General features: G+C 48.4%; 15 protein-coding genes. 7 read left to right on the top strand and 8 right to left on the bottom strand.

The genetic code is table 11. The features are described from left to right. Positions 1–15: 15 nt before the first annotated feature. Genes ACTJJS_RS14105 through ACTJJS_RS14115 form a run of 3 tightly spaced genes read right to left on the bottom strand, consistent with a single transcriptional unit; the run spans position 16 to position 2,599 of the window. The gene (locus ACTJJS_RS14105) at positions 16–981 is read right to left on the bottom strand and encodes an outer membrane beta-barrel protein (protein WP_168871041.1); all 966 of its coding nucleotides are present in this window, start codon (positions 979–981) and stop codon (positions 16–18) included. 4 nt (positions 982–985) lie between these two features. After that, positions 986–2,074: a hypothetical protein gene (locus ACTJJS_RS14110; RefSeq protein WP_440664175.1), complete on the bottom strand. Its 1,089-nt coding sequence runs from the start codon at positions 2,072–2,074 to the stop codon at positions 986–988. 39 nt (positions 2,075–2,113) lie between these two features. Continuing rightward, complete coding sequence (locus ACTJJS_RS14115; RefSeq protein ID WP_168871039.1) at positions 2,114–2,599, bottom strand: RNA polymerase sigma factor; 486 nt, start codon at positions 2,597–2,599, stop codon at positions 2,114–2,116. 383 nt (positions 2,600–2,982) lie between these two features. Between ACTJJS_RS14115 and kbl the strand changes: the two genes are divergently transcribed. The 4 genes from kbl to ACTJJS_RS14135 all read left to right on the top strand — a co-directional run bounded on the left by kbl (position 2,983) and on the right by ACTJJS_RS14135 (position 7,127). Continuing rightward, complete coding sequence (gene kbl, locus ACTJJS_RS14120) at positions 2,983–4,170, top strand: glycine C-acetyltransferase (protein ID WP_168871038.1); 1,188 nt, start codon at positions 2,983–2,985, stop codon at positions 4,168–4,170. 148 nt (positions 4,171–4,318) lie between these two features. Next, a complete protein-coding gene (blaOXA, locus tag ACTJJS_RS14125; protein WP_168871037.1) occupies positions 4,319–5,122 on the top strand; it encodes a class D beta-lactamase in 804 nt (267 codons plus the stop codon). A gap of 186 nt (positions 5,123–5,308) precedes the next feature. Then, the gene (locus ACTJJS_RS14130; RefSeq protein WP_168871036.1) at positions 5,309–6,331 is read left to right on the top strand and encodes a VWA domain-containing protein; all 1,023 of its coding nucleotides are present in this window, start codon (positions 5,309–5,311) and stop codon (positions 6,329–6,331) included. Between the two features lie 46 nt (positions 6,332–6,377). Next, on the top strand, positions 6,378–7,127 hold the full coding sequence (locus ACTJJS_RS14135) for a tetratricopeptide repeat protein (RefSeq protein WP_440664176.1): 750 nt from the start codon (positions 6,378–6,380) through the stop codon (positions 7,125–7,127). A 513-nt stretch (positions 7,128–7,640) separates the two neighbouring features. Here ACTJJS_RS14135 and ACTJJS_RS14140 read toward each other — a convergent pair. Continuing rightward, on the bottom strand, positions 7,641–8,504 hold the full coding sequence (locus tag ACTJJS_RS14140) for a helix-turn-helix domain-containing protein (RefSeq protein ID WP_168871034.1): 864 nt from the start codon (positions 8,502–8,504) through the stop codon (positions 7,641–7,643). 128 nt (positions 8,505–8,632) lie between these two features. Between ACTJJS_RS14140 and ispG the strand changes: the two genes are divergently transcribed. From ispG to ACTJJS_RS14155, 3 genes are all read left to right on the top strand, one after another. Continuing rightward, on the top strand, positions 8,633–10,600 hold the full coding sequence (gene ispG / locus ACTJJS_RS14145; protein WP_440664177.1) for a (E)-4-hydroxy-3-methylbut-2-enyl-diphosphate synthase: 1,968 nt from the start codon (positions 8,633–8,635) through the stop codon (positions 10,598–10,600). An 80-nt stretch (positions 10,601–10,680) separates the two neighbouring features. Further along, entirely contained in the window at positions 10,681–11,034 is a 354-nt protein-coding gene (locus ACTJJS_RS14150; protein ID WP_440664178.1) for a hypothetical protein, read from the top strand. Positions 11,035–11,150: 116 nt separating this feature from the next. Further along, complete coding sequence (locus tag ACTJJS_RS14155; RefSeq protein ID WP_440664179.1) at positions 11,151–12,044, top strand: LysR substrate-binding domain-containing protein; 894 nt, start codon at positions 11,151–11,153, stop codon at positions 12,042–12,044. Between the two features lies 1 nt (position 12,045). Here ACTJJS_RS14155 and ACTJJS_RS14160 read toward each other — a convergent pair whose 3' ends face one another. The 4 genes from ACTJJS_RS14160 to ACTJJS_RS14175 all read right to left on the bottom strand — a co-directional run bounded on the left by ACTJJS_RS14160 (position 12,046) and on the right by ACTJJS_RS14175 (position 14,484). Beyond that, positions 12,046–12,564 carry a GNAT family N-acetyltransferase gene (locus ACTJJS_RS14160; protein WP_440664180.1) on the bottom strand — a complete coding sequence of 173 codons (519 nt, stop codon included), beginning with the start codon at positions 12,562–12,564 and terminating at the stop codon, positions 12,046–12,048. 32 nt (positions 12,565–12,596) lie between these two features. Then, positions 12,597–13,346, bottom strand: a complete 750-nt coding sequence (locus ACTJJS_RS14165; protein WP_440664181.1) for a metal-dependent hydrolase — start codon at positions 13,344–13,346, stop codon at positions 12,597–12,599. 113 nt (positions 13,347–13,459) lie between these two features. Further along, entirely contained in the window at positions 13,460–13,951 is a 492-nt protein-coding gene (locus ACTJJS_RS14170; RefSeq protein ID WP_168871028.1) for a lipocalin family protein, read from the bottom strand. Between the two features lie 131 nt (positions 13,952–14,082). After that, positions 14,083–14,484, bottom strand: coding sequence for a hypothetical protein (locus ACTJJS_RS14175; RefSeq protein ID WP_440664183.1), 402 nt, complete (start codon positions 14,482–14,484; stop codon positions 14,083–14,085). Positions 14,485–14,636: the final 152 nt, after the last annotated feature.

Raw genomic sequence — 14,636 nt, forward strand, 5'->3', positions numbered from 1 at the left:
GTCAGGTCAAAAAATTTAAAACCCGTTTAACCGCAACCCGATAGAAAACGGATATTGTTGTAATCCGTAATCATGCAAAGGCGTAAGGGCGAAGTTGCCGTACAGCTTTACCGGGCCATAACCCAGTTCGCTGGTCAGTCCGAAACGCCATTTGTTAAGGTTGAAATCATCGGTTTTCCTTACTTTTCCTCTCTCCTCACTGATCTGTTTGGTCCTGGATTTGATCAGATATCCGCCAGAGACGCCCAAGCTCACCTGAAACGCGCGATTAGGGCGGGCCGGGTTAGAATTAAAGTTTAGCATTACCGGGATCGATATATATTCGGCAAACAACTTATTCTTTGAGAATTCTACTGTATCCCTGATTATCCTGGTGATATAACCGGGTTGATAAGTAATATTCCGGGCGTATCTGAAATTATTCATTTCCAATCCCAGAGCATATAACAAGTTAAGTTTGTGTTTTGTTATATTAAGCCGCTGTTCAAATAACCAGATATTAAAATTGATCGATTTTCCGGTGATAAGTTTAAATTCAGCGGGTGTTAAAGGTTCACTTCCTTCTCTTGGCGCAAAGGTGGCCAGCCCCACAGCGGAGTAGTCATATGCTTTACCTGCGGGCATTGCACCATTGTAAAAGCTGGTAGTATTGGGGTAGTAAGAAATGTAGCTGGCGCCGCCATACTCACTCCTGTCGATGTAATTGTTAAATCCGATATCGAAAACAAACCACCTGGTCTGCAGGTTTTTCTTCAGCCTTGCGCGGGCGTAGGCGGTGTCACTGTATATTTTGTAGGAATTGCGACCTTTTTCGTTCTTCCCTTTGATCAGGATGAGCCCCTTGATCCAGAAAGTGTCCGGAACGGGAGCAGCTGCCGGCGCTGTGGCCATATTGCCCTGATGGCTGGTATCAACGTTTTGCCCCTGCGCCCATCCTACACATAACATCAATATTAAACAGAGTAAAACTTTATGCTTCATAGTTTTATTTATTCCTTTTACGGGAGAAAAGTTTAGCAACATTCGTCACCTTGTCCAGAATACGGCTATCGCTTCCACTGACGGACAGGATCAGTTCCCCTTTCACAGTGGCAGGAGCTGCAGCCGCCGGGGCGGACACCTTAGCAGGCGAAGCCGGCATATTGGCTGCAATAACGGTTTCCCTGGCATGACTGGCTGAAGGTGTATTATCAGCTGGAGATGCCGCGGCCAGCGTTGTATTCTGCAAGTGCTTTTCCACCACTTCATCTGAAGTGTTGCGAGGCGATGGCAGGGTGGAAATTACCGGCACATCGGCTGGTACAGGGACTACGGCTATGGTATTGTTATTTTGTGACTGCGGGGATGCCGGGGAGGGTTTCACCGGAACAACTTCCTTCTTCCTGGTGGCGGTGCGGTTAACCGGTGTATGCGCCACTTCCGGTGGAGCAGGGGTTGCACGCGCTTCAGCAGGTGTTTCTGTTTTCGCTGGGGCAGGCTGGGCTACAGGTGCCAGTGCAGGCTGGGCTACCGGCGGCTTCACCGCCTCATGCGTTACTGTACCTGCAATAGGCTGACTATCATGGTGATTACCAGCGGGCAACAACCAGATAAGCAGGCCCGCTAATACAGCGGCAGCGGTAGCACCCCACCAGTAAGGGCCCATTTTAATGGTTTTACGGGAGCTGCGATACAGGCTGGCTTTGTTTTCAAATATGATGGTATTGTCCGGTTCCAGCTTAACCACCTGCAGCAGTGCCATTTCCTGACGGGCTTCCGGATGTTCCTTCAGCCAGGATTTTAACCGGACAGTTTCTTCCTCAGACAACTCTCCATCTACATAACTCAGCATCATAGAGGCATAATCATCTGCGGCAGCTGACGGGGAGTAACGGTACAAGGCTGCCTTCTGATCAAATATCACGTGCTCGTCAGGCACCACACGGGCGCCTTTCAGCAGGTCCAGCTCGGCCTGTATATGAGGATGTTTTTGCAGAAACTGTTCGAGCGCAGCTTGTTCCGCGTCGTTCAGTTCGTCATCCACGTAACTGAGCAGGTAAGACTCGTAATTTGATATGTTGATCTCTACAGCCAAAAAAATGCTTATTATTAATCAATTAACAATTATAAAAATTTATATGACGTTTTCCATCTTTACAAGATAATTTTTTAAATGTATCCTGGCCCGATGGAGGTAAACCTTTACCTGGGAAGGATTGAGCTGCATGATTTCACCAATTTCCTCATAGCTGTAACCCTCGTAATCTTTTAGCAGCACCAATGACCGTTGTACCTCACTCAGATTGGCCAACGCTTTGGCAATCACCTCTTTAGCATTATTGATCCGGTGGTCGGACACTTTCATCTCATCCTTGAATTCGTCTACCAGCGTCACCCGCTTTGTCTTACGTACATGGTCGATCATATTATGGTACGCCACTGTAAACAGGTACGACTTAGCCTTTTCAAAAGGCACGTCCTGGCAGTGCTTCCACAATATTTCGAATGCGTTCTGTACTACGTCCCTGGCGTCTTCCGCGTGATCCAGATTTTTGATGATAAAGCGGAATATATTGTCCGAATACAGATCCACACATTTATTGTACTCCTTTTCCGTCATTCCGGTGGTGCGGGATTTTAGTGCTAAGTTCCGACTTTTACTTTAATACCTATCATGGTCCCCATCCAGCTTACCCACACCTAATTGTCAGTAACATCCGATTTTTCGATTTGCACAGCAGGAACAGTTTCTTTTAAACTGATCATCAACCTATTACTTAATACACTATTTTTATATCTCTTTCACACAGGTTAAATTTTCAGTTTTCCACTACATGGCATCTTCAGGCATGATAGTATTATGACGGAATGCTGTTGGTAAATGTTACACCTTGGTCAAACTTTTTACTCCCCGGGCCGTTAACTGTGGATGCGACGGAGATTCGTAATACTTTTATCATCTATAACTTTGCAAAAGCGTTATTATCAAACATCGTACTTACTATGAATAAGAAGTTTACGTCCCGCTTACGGGAAGAACTGGAAGAAATCAACAAAGCCGGCCTGTACAAGAGAGAGCGTATCATTACATCTGAGCAGGGAGCTGAAATACAGGTGGGCGGTAAGACTGTCATAAATTTTTGCGCCAATAACTATCTGGGACTGTCTTCTCATCCGGCCGTGGTCAAAGCGGCAAAAGACGCCATCGACACGCATGGTTACGGAATGAGCAGTGTCCGCTTTATTTGCGGTACCCAGGACATTCACCGGGAACTGGAAGAAAAGATCTCCAAATTTTTGGGGACCGAAGACACGATCCTGTACGTAGCAGCCTTCGACGCCAATGGTGGCGTATTTGAGCCGCTGTTCGGCGAAGACGACGCCATCATTTCCGACGCCCTGAACCACGCTTCCATCATCGACGGCGTACGTTTGTGCAAAGCCAAACGTTTCCGTTACGAGCATAACAATATGGCCGACCTGGAAGCTAAACTGAAAGAAGCCCAGGACTGCCGTAGCCGTATCATTGTTACAGACGGTTCGTTCAGCATGGACGGCACCATTGCCCAGCTGGACAAAATCTGCGACCTGGCGGATAAATATGACGCCATCGTTATGTCTGATGAGAGCCATTCTTCTGGCTTCCTCGGCAAAACCGGCCGTGGCACCCATGAGTACCGCAACGTTATGGGCCGTGTAGACATCATCACCGGCACACTTGGTAAAGCTCTGGGCGGCGCTTCCGGCGGCTTCACCAGTGGTCCCAAAGAAGTTATCGACATACTGCGCCAGCGCAGCCGTCCTTATCTGTTCTCCAACTCCGTGGCCCCAAGCATTGTCGGCGCTTCCATCGCCGTACTTGATATGCTGAGCGAAACCACTGAGCTGCGTGACAAACTTGAGTACAATACCCAGTATTTCCGCAACAAAATGACGGAAGCCGGTTTCGATATCAAACCCGGTGATCACCCGATTGTACCTGTTATGTTGTACGATGCAGTACTAAGCCAGCAAATGGCGGAAAAACTGCTGGCAGAAGGTATCTACGTGATCGGTTTCTTCTTCCCTGTAGTGCCTAAAGGCCAGGCCCGTATCCGTGTACAGCTCAGCGCTGCCCACGAACAGGCCCATCTCGATAAAGCTATCGCCGCCTTCACCAAAGTGGGAAGGGAACTGGGCGTGATCAAATAATTACGAATTAGGAATTACGAATTACGAATTGAGGGCTGTTTTATAGATCGGTTATTCAGTAACCTTTCCATGAAGCAGCCCTCAATTCGTAATTCGTAATTCCTAATTCGTAATTTCGCACCTGATTATTTACTAAATCATGATACTGATGAAACGATTTGGCTGGATACTGTTAGCACTGTGCCTTTTCATGGCCGCCTGCGCACCGAATAATGTCAAGGAAGAAAAAGGCTGGGAGAAATATTTCACCCAATACAAGGTGGAAGGCACCTTTATGTTATTCAACAATGCACAGGGTACATTCAGGGTGTATAACCTGGACCGCGCCAAAGAACGTTTTCTGCCCGCATCCACCTTCAAAATTTTCAACTCGCTGGTAGGCCTGCAGACCGGCGTCATCAAAGATACCGGCATGGTTATTCCGTGGGACGGCGTTACCCGCAAATACCCCGCATGGAACCAGGACCTGAGCATGCAACAGGCCTTTAAAGTGTCTGCTGTGCCCTACTTCCAGGAAGTGGCCCGCCGGATTGGAAAAACCAATATGCAGGCATGGCTTGACTCTGTCAAATATGGCAACATGAAAATCAGCCGTATCGACACTTTCTGGCTGGATAACTCGCTACAGATCTCTCCTGATGAGGAACTGGGCTTTGTCAAAAAACTTTATTTCGACCAGCTGCCCTTTGCCAAAACCAATATGCAGAGCGTGCGTGACGTGATGCTGATGGAAAAAACACCTAAGTATGAGCTGTCCTACAAAACCGGCTGGGGCACTAACGGCGCCAAACAAATTGGCTGGATAGTAGGCTGGGTGGAAGAAAACAGGCATCCCTCCTTCTTCGTGCTGAACATAGAAACAGAAGATCCTAACTTCGACATGGTCAAAAACCGGATGGATATTCTCCGTAATATTCTCACCGAAGCCGGCTATTTCAAAGGAGAAATGTAATTGTCCCGCTATTTAAGATAATTTGGCCATTCAGTTATTTCAACCGGTACCTGAATGGCCAAACGATTTTAAATACCTGCCTGTATTTGGTTAAAAAAAACCTAAACCCCTCTTCCCGCTCTTGTAATACGTGACAAAAAAATTATTTTTGAGATCTTGCCAACGCAAGCGATCTTAAAACTGCATATGTTACGTTTTCAGCATAGTGAATATTTATGGGCACTGACGCTGTTACTGGTGCTGCAGCTGGCTTTCCTGGGTATATCCTGGTGGAAACGCCGCTCCATACGCCGTATCGGTGATCCGGCCCTTGTAGAAAAACTGTTTGCCGGTTATTCCCGTAAACTGTTCGTATTCAAGTTCCTTTTGATTTTCCTCGCCTTTTTCTTTGGCGTACTTGGGCTCGCCAATCTGCAAAAGGGCAGCCGCATGGAAAAAATCACCAGGAAAGGCGTGGACGTTGTGATCGCGCTGGACGTAAGCAAGAGTATGCTGGCCAATGATATCCAGCCAGACAGGCTTACCCGTGCCAAACAGCTCATCAGCAAACTGATGGACAAACTCGACAATGACCGTGTAGGCCTTGTGGTATTTGCCGGTAATGCCTACCTGCAGATGCCGCTCACCATCGATTACTCCGCCGCCAAAATGTACCTGAGCACTGTATCTCCGGACATGATCCCTACGCAGGGCACCGCCATCGGCCAGGCCATACAGGTGTCTGATGAAGCCTTCAACAAAAAAGAACGCAAACATAAAGCGCTGGTAGTTATCTCTGATGGGGAAGACCACGACGAAACAGCCTTGCAAAAAACCCGGACAGCCTTTGATAACGGCGTGGTTACCAATACAATCGGTATTGGTTCCGTAGCCGGCTCCCCGCTTCCTGACCCGGAAACAGGCAGTTACAAAAAAGACCGCGAAGGCAATACCGTGATTTCCAAACTCAATGAAAATGAGCTGAAAGGAATCGCCGCCGCCGGGAAAGGCATATACCAGCACCTGGACAACAATACAGACGATGTAGTGAATACACTGGTGAACAAGATCGACAGCATGGAGCAGAAAGAATTCGGAGAAAATGTATTCACAGACTATAACAGCTATTTTCAATATTTCCTGGGCATCTGCCTGGCGTTACTGCTGATTGAATTCTTCATTCCGGAAGTACGTCATCCACGTGTCCCCAGGGAAACCACAGTAGCCTAATTATCAACAGATCATGAACATTACTTTTATAAAACAGGGTTGCTTTATGGCTTCATTGCTGCTCACCGGCGTTACCGCGCTGGCACAGAATGGCGCCAGCAAGTTTATCCGCAAAGGCAATGAACTGTATCAAAAGCAGCTGTTCAGCGACGCTGAAGCCAACTACAAAAAGGCGCTTGAGCAAAACGGGCAGTCTGCCGTAGGCAGCTATAACCTGGGCAACTCCCTCTATCAACAGAAAAGATACGATGATGCCCGCACCCAGTATGCAAACAGCCTGAAAATCGCGGACAACAGCCGCATCAAGTCAGACGCAGACTACAACATCGGCAATACCTTTATGGAAGCTAAAAAGTGGGAAGAAAGCATCAAATCCTACAAACAGGCCCTGAAAATAAATCCTGCTGATGAAGATGCCCGCTATAACCTCGCCTACGCCCAGGCCATGCTGAAAAAACAACAGCAGGACAACAAAGACAATAAAGACAACAAGGATAAAAACAAAGACAAAAACAAGGATAAAAAAGACCAGAACAAGGACCAGAATAAAGATCAGAACAAAGACCAGCAGGATAAAGACAAGAAAGACCAGAACAAAGACCAGCAGAACAAAAACAAGGACCAGAATAAAGACAAAGACCAGCAGGAACAACAAAAACCGGAACCACAGCCCAGCAAACTGAACAAACAGGAGGCGGAAAGGCTGTTACAGGCATTGTCCCAGGAAGAAAAGAAGCTGCAGGACAAAGCCAAAAAAGTGAAAGGCCAAACCGTACCGGTGGAAAAAGACTGGTAATCTTAATTATACACTCAACAAAGAACAAAATCCGGCAGTACTGATGATACTGCCGGATTTTTTTATATAAAAAAAACCGGAACAGGATTATTCCGGCCATTTTACCTAAACCTACAACAGTTACGCATGGTAACAGTACTCTTTAGTGTTAAAATAAGGGGAAGATGCCTGCCACCTGACTGGTTACTCTTTACCTAATTTCCAGCCTGACGGTCGTTGTATTCATCTTACGTTGCAGGCAAGCATCACCCCGAACTTTAAAACACACTATTTTTAAGCAGCGCACAGCGGCAGCCGCCTGTTATTCTCATTGATCGCTGGCATCGACCAGAGGGTTTGCCACCCATCCGGTCCCCTAAATTGTTTGGGAGACGGGAAGACTTACAGCACAGTTAACACAATTTGGCATCCTAGCATGATTTCCTGTTTAACGTCAGCGGGTAGAACAATTCAATACGCAAAACTACGTGTGGGCGGGCCAATCTACTAGGACAATTCAGCTATTGACTTGGACTATTTGAACATAATGTCCCGGAAGTCCTGGGGGGAGATGCCAGCGTTGTTTTTAAAGAACCGGCTGAAATAGGCAGGATCTTCAAAACCAAGCTCATAGCAGATTTCTTTGACGCTTTTATGGCTGAAGGCCAGGTTCCGCTTTGCTTCCAGGATAATACGGTCATGCAGCAGCTCTGTCACGGTGCGGCCGGTAGTTTCTTTGGTGATTTCATTCAGCCTTTTGGGCGTCAGGGCAAAGGCATTGGCATAAAAGGCCACCTGATGTTCGCGGGTATAGTGTTTTTCCAGCAGGCGGCGGAGTTGTACCACCCGGGAATCGTGATGCAGCGGCCTCATGGTATCGGTCGCATTGCGTTTTTTCTCCCTTTCCGCCAGCAGCAGGAAGGCATTGAGATAGTGTTTGATAATACTGCGGCTATTGGTCCCTGGTGCGCGGTGTTCCCGGTTCATCAGGTCCACCAGTCCCAGTAACGACGGGGCCGTGTTTTCCCCGATATAGATGGGTCCGTAGCCGTGCCAGTTGTCAAAGAGGTTGGAAAAGTCGTACAGGGTTTCCTTGTCGTGTTTGTTAGCGAAATAAAAGCGTTCTGTAAAGAAGATCACGTGGCCTTCCCGCTCACAGTCCAGCTGGTGCACCTGTCCGGGCCGCAACAGGAACAACATATTATCTTCCATTTCATACCACACAAAATCGACCATATGGCGGCCTTTGGCTTTGGTAAACCATAAAACCTGAAAATGGTGATGCCGGTGTGGCTGGTGGGTGAAATCCATAGCAGCCATCCCCAGCGGGGCAATGTTGAAATGTGATTTCATCGGCCATTCCTGATAGGGAATGTCCATGCTTTTATCATTCGACATAAGTACTTCAAATTTAAACGAATGGCCCGCTTTTGACGGCACCGTTCGTGGAATTTAATGTAGCTTTAAGGTGTGGGGTAATTGCCCCTCAGGTTTATTAACTTTGCACCTGCAGAAAACAAAAACGTATGCAGCTTTATTGCAACTCATTGACAGAATATAAGCGACTGGCCACACTGGAAGTAAAGGTAGGTGATCTTCTCATTGGCAATTTCCATCCTATCCGGATCCAGACGATGACCACGACCGATACCATGGACACGGCCGGCACAGTAGCCCAGGCCATCCGGTGTATCGAAGCCGGCGCTGAGCTGGTGCGTATTACCGCTCCCAGCAAAAAAGAGGCAGAAAACCTGCTGAACATCAAAAATGAACTTCGTCGCCAGGGTTACCATACCCCGCTGGTAGCAGATATACACTTCACACCTAATGCCGCCGAAATAGCCGCCCGCATTGTGGAAAAGGTGAGAATCAATCCCGGTAACTATATCGACAAAAAGAAGTTTGAAACACTTGAATATACCGACGCAGAATACCAGGAAGAAATAGACCGTATCCGGGAACGTTTCACCCCGCTGGTGAATATCTGTAAAGAACATGGTACCGCCATGCGTATTGGTACCAACCATGGCTCCCTCAGCGACCGTATCATGAGCCGCTACGGCGATACCCCAATGGGCATGGTGGAAAGCGCCATGGAATTCCTGCGTATCGCTGAAGACCTCCGCTTCCGCAACATTGTCCTGAGCATGAAAGCCAGCAACCCGCAGGTGATGGTGCAGGCTTACCGTCTGCTGGTACAAACCATGCAACAGGAGCTGGGCCACGCCTATCCGCTGCACCTTGGCGTTACAGAAGCAGGCGATGGAGAAGACGGCCGTATCAAATCGGCCATCGGTATCGGCACCCTGCTGGAAGACGGTGTGGGTGACACGATCCGGGTATCCCTGACAGAAGATCCGGAATTTGAGCTGCCCGTATGCCGTGATATTGTAAAACGCTACAGTGGCAACCGTACCGAAAAACCGGCTACCTCCCGGCCGCTGGGCACCCTGCCCTACTCCCCGTTCTCCTACAAACGCCGCGAAAGCATCGTGGTAGACAACACCGGCGACAAGCAGGTGCCCGTAGTAGTGGCAGATTACCGCAGCTCTAGTGCCATACAGCCTTCTGACATTAACGCGATCGGCTATACGTATGATGAACCATCTGATAAATGGAACATCGCCGATGCCGCCGCAGATTATATTTATACCGGCACGCAGGTACCCTCTTTTGCCCTGCCCGGCACCCTCCAGGTAGTCCTCGACGCCGACAAGTGGCAGACACTGGCCGACAAAGCTGCGTATGTGCCTTACTTTGCTACCCGTACCTACCTTGACGCCATCGCAGCAGGACAAACCGGTAAAAAGAATTTTGTGGCCGTTAACTGTGACGACCTCGATACTGCTGATATCAGTGACTTATTAACACAACTGCGCCAGCCTGCTGTTGCCGGCGCTACCATATTGGCAGCCCATGCCTCCGGCAGCAACGCCATGGCCAGCATCAGAAGGTTCTTCATTCTGCTGACAACAGAGCAACTGACAGTACCAGTGGTCATCCACAGTGTTAGTCTACAGGCAACTGCCGATGAGCACCTGATCCATCATGCCACCGAGGCCGGCGCGCTCCTGCTGGACGGTTTCGGCGACGGCCTCTGGCTGACCAACCAGGACCAGGACACGGCACAGGCCGGACTGCTGAACAATATCGCCTTCGGCATTTTGCAGGCCACCCGGACCCGTATCTCCAAAACGGAATACATCTCCTGCCCTTCCTGCGGCCGTACGTTGTTTGACCTTCAGGAAACGACTGCACGCATCAGGGCCGTCACCCACCACCTCAAAGGCGTGAAAATCGCCATCATGGGCTGTATCGTAAATGGTCCCGGAGAAATGGCGGACGCGGACTTTGGATACGTAGGCAGTGGCGTCGGCAAAATCACCCTTTATAGAGGCAAAGAGATCGTAAAACGTGGCCTGAACAGCGATGTGGCTGTAGACGAGCTTATCAGCCTGATCCGGGAAAACGGTATGTGGGTGGACAAAAACTAATTATTAAATATTGCTTAAAAATATAGGGTGAAATGTGTTCGCATCAATAAAAAAGCTTAATTTTTGGTAAAACATTTCTTATGAAAAAGTTGCTTACAGGTGTTCTGGCTATGTTCATGGGCTTAACTGTTGCCATGGCCCAGGCTCCTGCCTCCACCACCCAAAAAGAAGCTAAAACCAAGGCTAAAACTGAGCAAAAAGCTGCCAAGAAAGAAGCAGCCGCTGTTAAGAAAGAAGCAGGGCAACCCGCTCCTCAGGCTTCACCGGTAGCAAAAACAGAGCACGTTACCAAGAGCGGCGCTCCTGACAAGCGCTTCAAGGAAAACAAAGGCACTACTACAGCGCCGGCAACAACAGGACCGAAAAAGAAAGACGGTACACCTGACATGCGCTACAAATCAAATAATCCAAACGCAGGAAAGAAAAAATCCTGATTCATAACATTATCCTCCGATAAGGATTAAGCCACCTCCCGGTGGTTTAATCCTTATTTTTTTACCTTTAGCCCCAACAACCAATAACTGCCCGCTAAAAAACTTACTTTTATTGCATGTTCGATTTCAGACTCAGGGTATTTCATACCGTTGCGAAGCGTCTCAGCTTCACCAAAGCCGCAGAAGAATTATATATCTCCCAGCCCGCCGTTACCAAACATATTCACGAGCTGGAGCAACAACTGGGCATGGCTTTGTTTGAGAGGATCGGCAACCGTATTAAACTTACCCGTGCCGGCCAGCTGGTCATGCATCATGCTGAGATCATTTTTACCGATTACCGTAACCTGGAATATGAAATCAACCAGCTGAAACACACGCAGGGCGGCCTGTTGGCCATCGGCGCCAGCACTACTATAGCACAATACCTGATCCCACCGCTGCTGGCCAAATTCAACCAGCGCTACCCGGATGTAAAAACGTCGCTCACCAGCGGTAATACAGAGCAGATAGAACAAGCGCTTTTTGAAAAAAGTATCTTACTGGGCATTATAGAAGGCAGCTCTAAAAATCCACTGCTGAAGTATGTAGAGTTTGCCCGCGATGAAATTGTGCTCATCGGGAACCCCAAACACGCTTACGGCAACGGCGAACCACTCAACGCCACTGAATTGCGGAACATTCCCCTGCTTATGCGGGAACATGGTTCCGGCACACTGGAGGTAATCACAGATGAACTGAAGCGTCTGAAGCTGAAGATCACGGACCTGAACGTGGCCATGTATATGGGCAGCACTGAGAGTATTAAATCTTACCTGCATCATTCTTCCTGTGCGGCGTTTATCTCTTTACAGGCCGTGCAAAGAGAAGTAGAAGCCGGAGAGTTTGTTGTGCTTCCCATCAAAAATTTCAAGCTGATCAGAAAACTGCATTTTACTTACTTACAGGGTCTTCAGGACAAACTCGCCCAGCTTTTCATCAAGTTTGCGCGGCAGCATGTAACCGAATAATTTACCGCAAAAAGTCTTTTTCCAACAGCTGCCAACGGAGCATGTTGTCCTGCATGCCGGTTTGCCGCATGCCCAGGTGTTGCAGCACTTTTCCGGAAGCGATGTTGTTCACTTCACATTCTGCCTCTATACTTTTTACGAATGGCTGCTGAAAGGCCCAGGTGACCAGTGCGGCCGCGGCCTCCCGCATGTACCCCTGGTTGCGGTGGGCTGGCAGCAGGGAATAGCCTATTTCCACCATGCCATTTTCATCGGGGCGGCCTTTAAAGCCAATGTCTCCCAGTACGATGTTGTCTGTTGCGGACACAATGGCCCACAATAGCCAGGGGAATGATTTCGGGTCGTGTTGAAGTAATTCAATCAGGTGTGGCAACAGTTCTTTCAGTTCTGCCTGCGGCCATTCAGGCGGAATGGATGCATTCAGCATGGTGACAGCCTGCGGGTCCTGCAGATAGATCGCAGTAATCAGTGGCAGGCGGCAAGGGCATACCAATAAACGGGATGTGATCAGGGGTAACATATACGGATGATTAAAAAAATAACAAGGGACCGTTAAGGTTTATGTAGTTGTAATTGCGCCATATCCAATTCTTCACCGGCTTTCAGCGAATGTATTTCCAGCCGTGCCTGGTCTTGTGTCAGCTCTTTCAGCCGTTGGGGCGTGCCCGTAAGTGAAGGCATCGTACCGTAATGGCAGGGGATTACGTGTTTCACTTTGAGCAGGCGGATGGCAAAAGCAGCTTCCAGGGGGCCCATGGTAAAGCGGTCGCCGATAGGCAGGATCGCGATATCCGGCTCATAGATTTCTCCCAGCAGGGCCATGTCGCCGAAAACGGAGGTATCACCGGAATAATAAACGGAGACATCATCGCTCATCCAGATAATGAATCCGTTGGCCGCATGGGTATATCCGATTTTACCGTCCGGCATCCATACCTGTGCAAAATGGAAGGCGTTGGTCATCGTGATTTTTGTTTGCAGGAAGGAGATGGTGCCTCCGGCATTCATCTGTTCAAAGACATGTTCCGGTACGCCTTGTTCCTGCAAGAAGAGGCGGACGATGGGGTTGGCGATCACTTTAGGTGAATGGGACCGGATCAGGTCAATGATTTTACTGTCGAGGTGGTCCCTGTGGCCGTGAGTGATCAGGACCAGGTCAATTTGTTCCGGGATGGTATAATCGTCCGGCAGAGCCGGATTGCCGGTAAACCAGGGGTCTACGAGAATGATATGGCCTTCCGGGGAGGTAAGCTGAAAACTGGCATGCCCCAGGAATTTGATTTTCGAATGCTGCGTGCTCATAGTCATCTGGTTTTTTACCTATCTAAATATACTATTATCTGTGCATACGAATAAATGAAAAATCCTGCCCGGAAAATTACCAGGCAGGATGAATTTCGTATAAAACGGTAAGCTTATTTACGTTGTAAGGAGTAGATGATAGCAGCGGATTTGCCTTCGAAGTTTACGTTAGCTCTCCATGTCATGGAGCTGCCGGCTTCTGTACATTCCATCAGGTAGCCGTCTGCCACGTTTTTAGCTTTTACGCCGGAGTACAGTTTTTTGAACCCGAACATGGTCACATTTCCCTGTTTGCTGATTGTCCATACGATTTTCTGGGTAGCAGGGCTGCAGCCGTCTGCCGTGGAGGACAATGTATAAGAACCATTTGCATTATTGTCGGGCAATACCCACTGGCTGCCGATGAAGCATTTCGCATTGGCCTCGTCAAAAACGGTTACTTTGGCATTATCAGGAATACCTTCATAACGGATATCGGTCAGCACCCAGTTGCCTTTTACAGCGCCTTTGTTAATGTTGGTGGTTACGCCCTGTTTAGGAGAGCAGGAAGTACCCAGGATTGCGACCAGAGCCAGAAACAATGCTGCGAATGATAAATTTTTCATGGGAATAATAATTTGTATGTTTTAATGCCTTCTCTGCATTCAACAGCTGTGCTACAATAAGGTTTAAACAGCCTGAATACAGCGGCAAGTTCAGCATTTGCAAGAAACGTACCAAATGAATATGTAAGCGGTCAGTGGCTGGCGGGCAAAAGGGCTTCTGCCGGGGTTTTCAGCCTGATCAGCACTTCTTCCAGCTGATTGGTCCGTTTGTAGAGGTACCATGTGCTGGCGGCCAGGGACATGGTCAGTACACAAAGGGCGAGAAATGCGCAGCGCCACCAGATGCTGACGGTTATTTTACGGTTCCATCCGGGCCTGATATCAATGTAAACGGGTTCGTGCGGAGGTTGTTCCCCGTCTCCTCCATTGGCGTGTTTAAAATAGTATTCCTGGTGTTTATACCGCCGGGCATCTTCCATGACCCTGTCTTTCAGCCGGACAGGCGGCGGTACGGCTTCAGCCATGATATTATTTTCGAGGCGAAGTTCAGCTGCGGCTATTTCCTGTTCGAGAATGGGGTGTAACCTTCTCATGTACGTCAATTCCCTCTCCTGCTCAGGTGTGGCAAGGCCGAGTAAATAACGTTCAATTACTCCACTATCAATGTAGTTTTTTAAGTCCAAAGCAATGATTTAAAAAACCGTATACCATCAAACATGATGGATAAACAAAATATCTACGAACC

This window comes from Chitinophaga sp. 22308 (assembly GCF_052045305.1).
Lineage (GTDB): Bacteria > Bacteroidota > Bacteroidia > Chitinophagales > Chitinophagaceae > Chitinophaga > Chitinophaga varians_A.

Excerpts from the sequence above, each read along its gene's own strand:
- ACTJJS_RS14105 (WP_168871041.1), bottom strand. The coding sequence starts at position 981 with ATGAAGCATAAAGTTTTACTCTGTTTAATATTGATGTTATGTGTAGGA.
- ACTJJS_RS14115 (WP_168871039.1), bottom strand. The coding sequence starts at position 2,599 with ATGACGGAAAAGGAGTACAATAAATGTGTGGATCTGTATTCGGACAAT.
- kbl (WP_168871038.1), top strand. The coding sequence starts at position 2,983 with ATGAATAAGAAGTTTACGTCCCGCTTACGGGAAGAACTGGAAGAAATC.
- blaOXA (WP_168871037.1), top strand. The coding sequence starts at position 4,319 with ATGAAACGATTTGGCTGGATACTGTTAGCACTGTGCCTTTTCATGGCC.
- ACTJJS_RS14130 (WP_168871036.1), top strand. The coding sequence starts at position 5,309 with ATGTTACGTTTTCAGCATAGTGAATATTTATGGGCACTGACGCTGTTA.
- ACTJJS_RS14135 (WP_440664176.1), top strand. The coding sequence starts at position 6,378 with ATGGCTTCATTGCTGCTCACCGGCGTTACCGCGCTGGCACAGAATGGC.
- ACTJJS_RS14140 (WP_168871034.1), bottom strand. The coding sequence starts at position 8,504 with ATGTCGAATGATAAAAGCATGGACATTCCCTATCAGGAATGGCCGATG.
- ispG (WP_440664177.1), top strand. The coding sequence starts at position 8,633 with ATGCAGCTTTATTGCAACTCATTGACAGAATATAAGCGACTGGCCACA.
- ACTJJS_RS14150 (WP_440664178.1), top strand. The coding sequence starts at position 10,681 with ATGAAAAAGTTGCTTACAGGTGTTCTGGCTATGTTCATGGGCTTAACT.
- ACTJJS_RS14155 (WP_440664179.1), top strand. The coding sequence starts at position 11,151 with ATGTTCGATTTCAGACTCAGGGTATTTCATACCGTTGCGAAGCGTCTC.
- ACTJJS_RS14160 (WP_440664180.1), bottom strand. The coding sequence starts at position 12,564 with ATGTTACCCCTGATCACATCCCGTTTATTGGTATGCCCTTGCCGCCTG.
- ACTJJS_RS14165 (WP_440664181.1), bottom strand. The coding sequence starts at position 13,346 with ATGAGCACGCAGCATTCGAAAATCAAATTCCTGGGGCATGCCAGTTTT.
- ACTJJS_RS14170 (WP_168871028.1), bottom strand. The coding sequence starts at position 13,951 with ATGAAAAATTTATCATTCGCAGCATTGTTTCTGGCTCTGGTCGCAATC.
- ACTJJS_RS14175 (WP_440664183.1), bottom strand. The coding sequence starts at position 14,484 with ATGAGAAGGTTACACCCCATTCTCGAACAGGAAATAGCCGCAGCTGAA.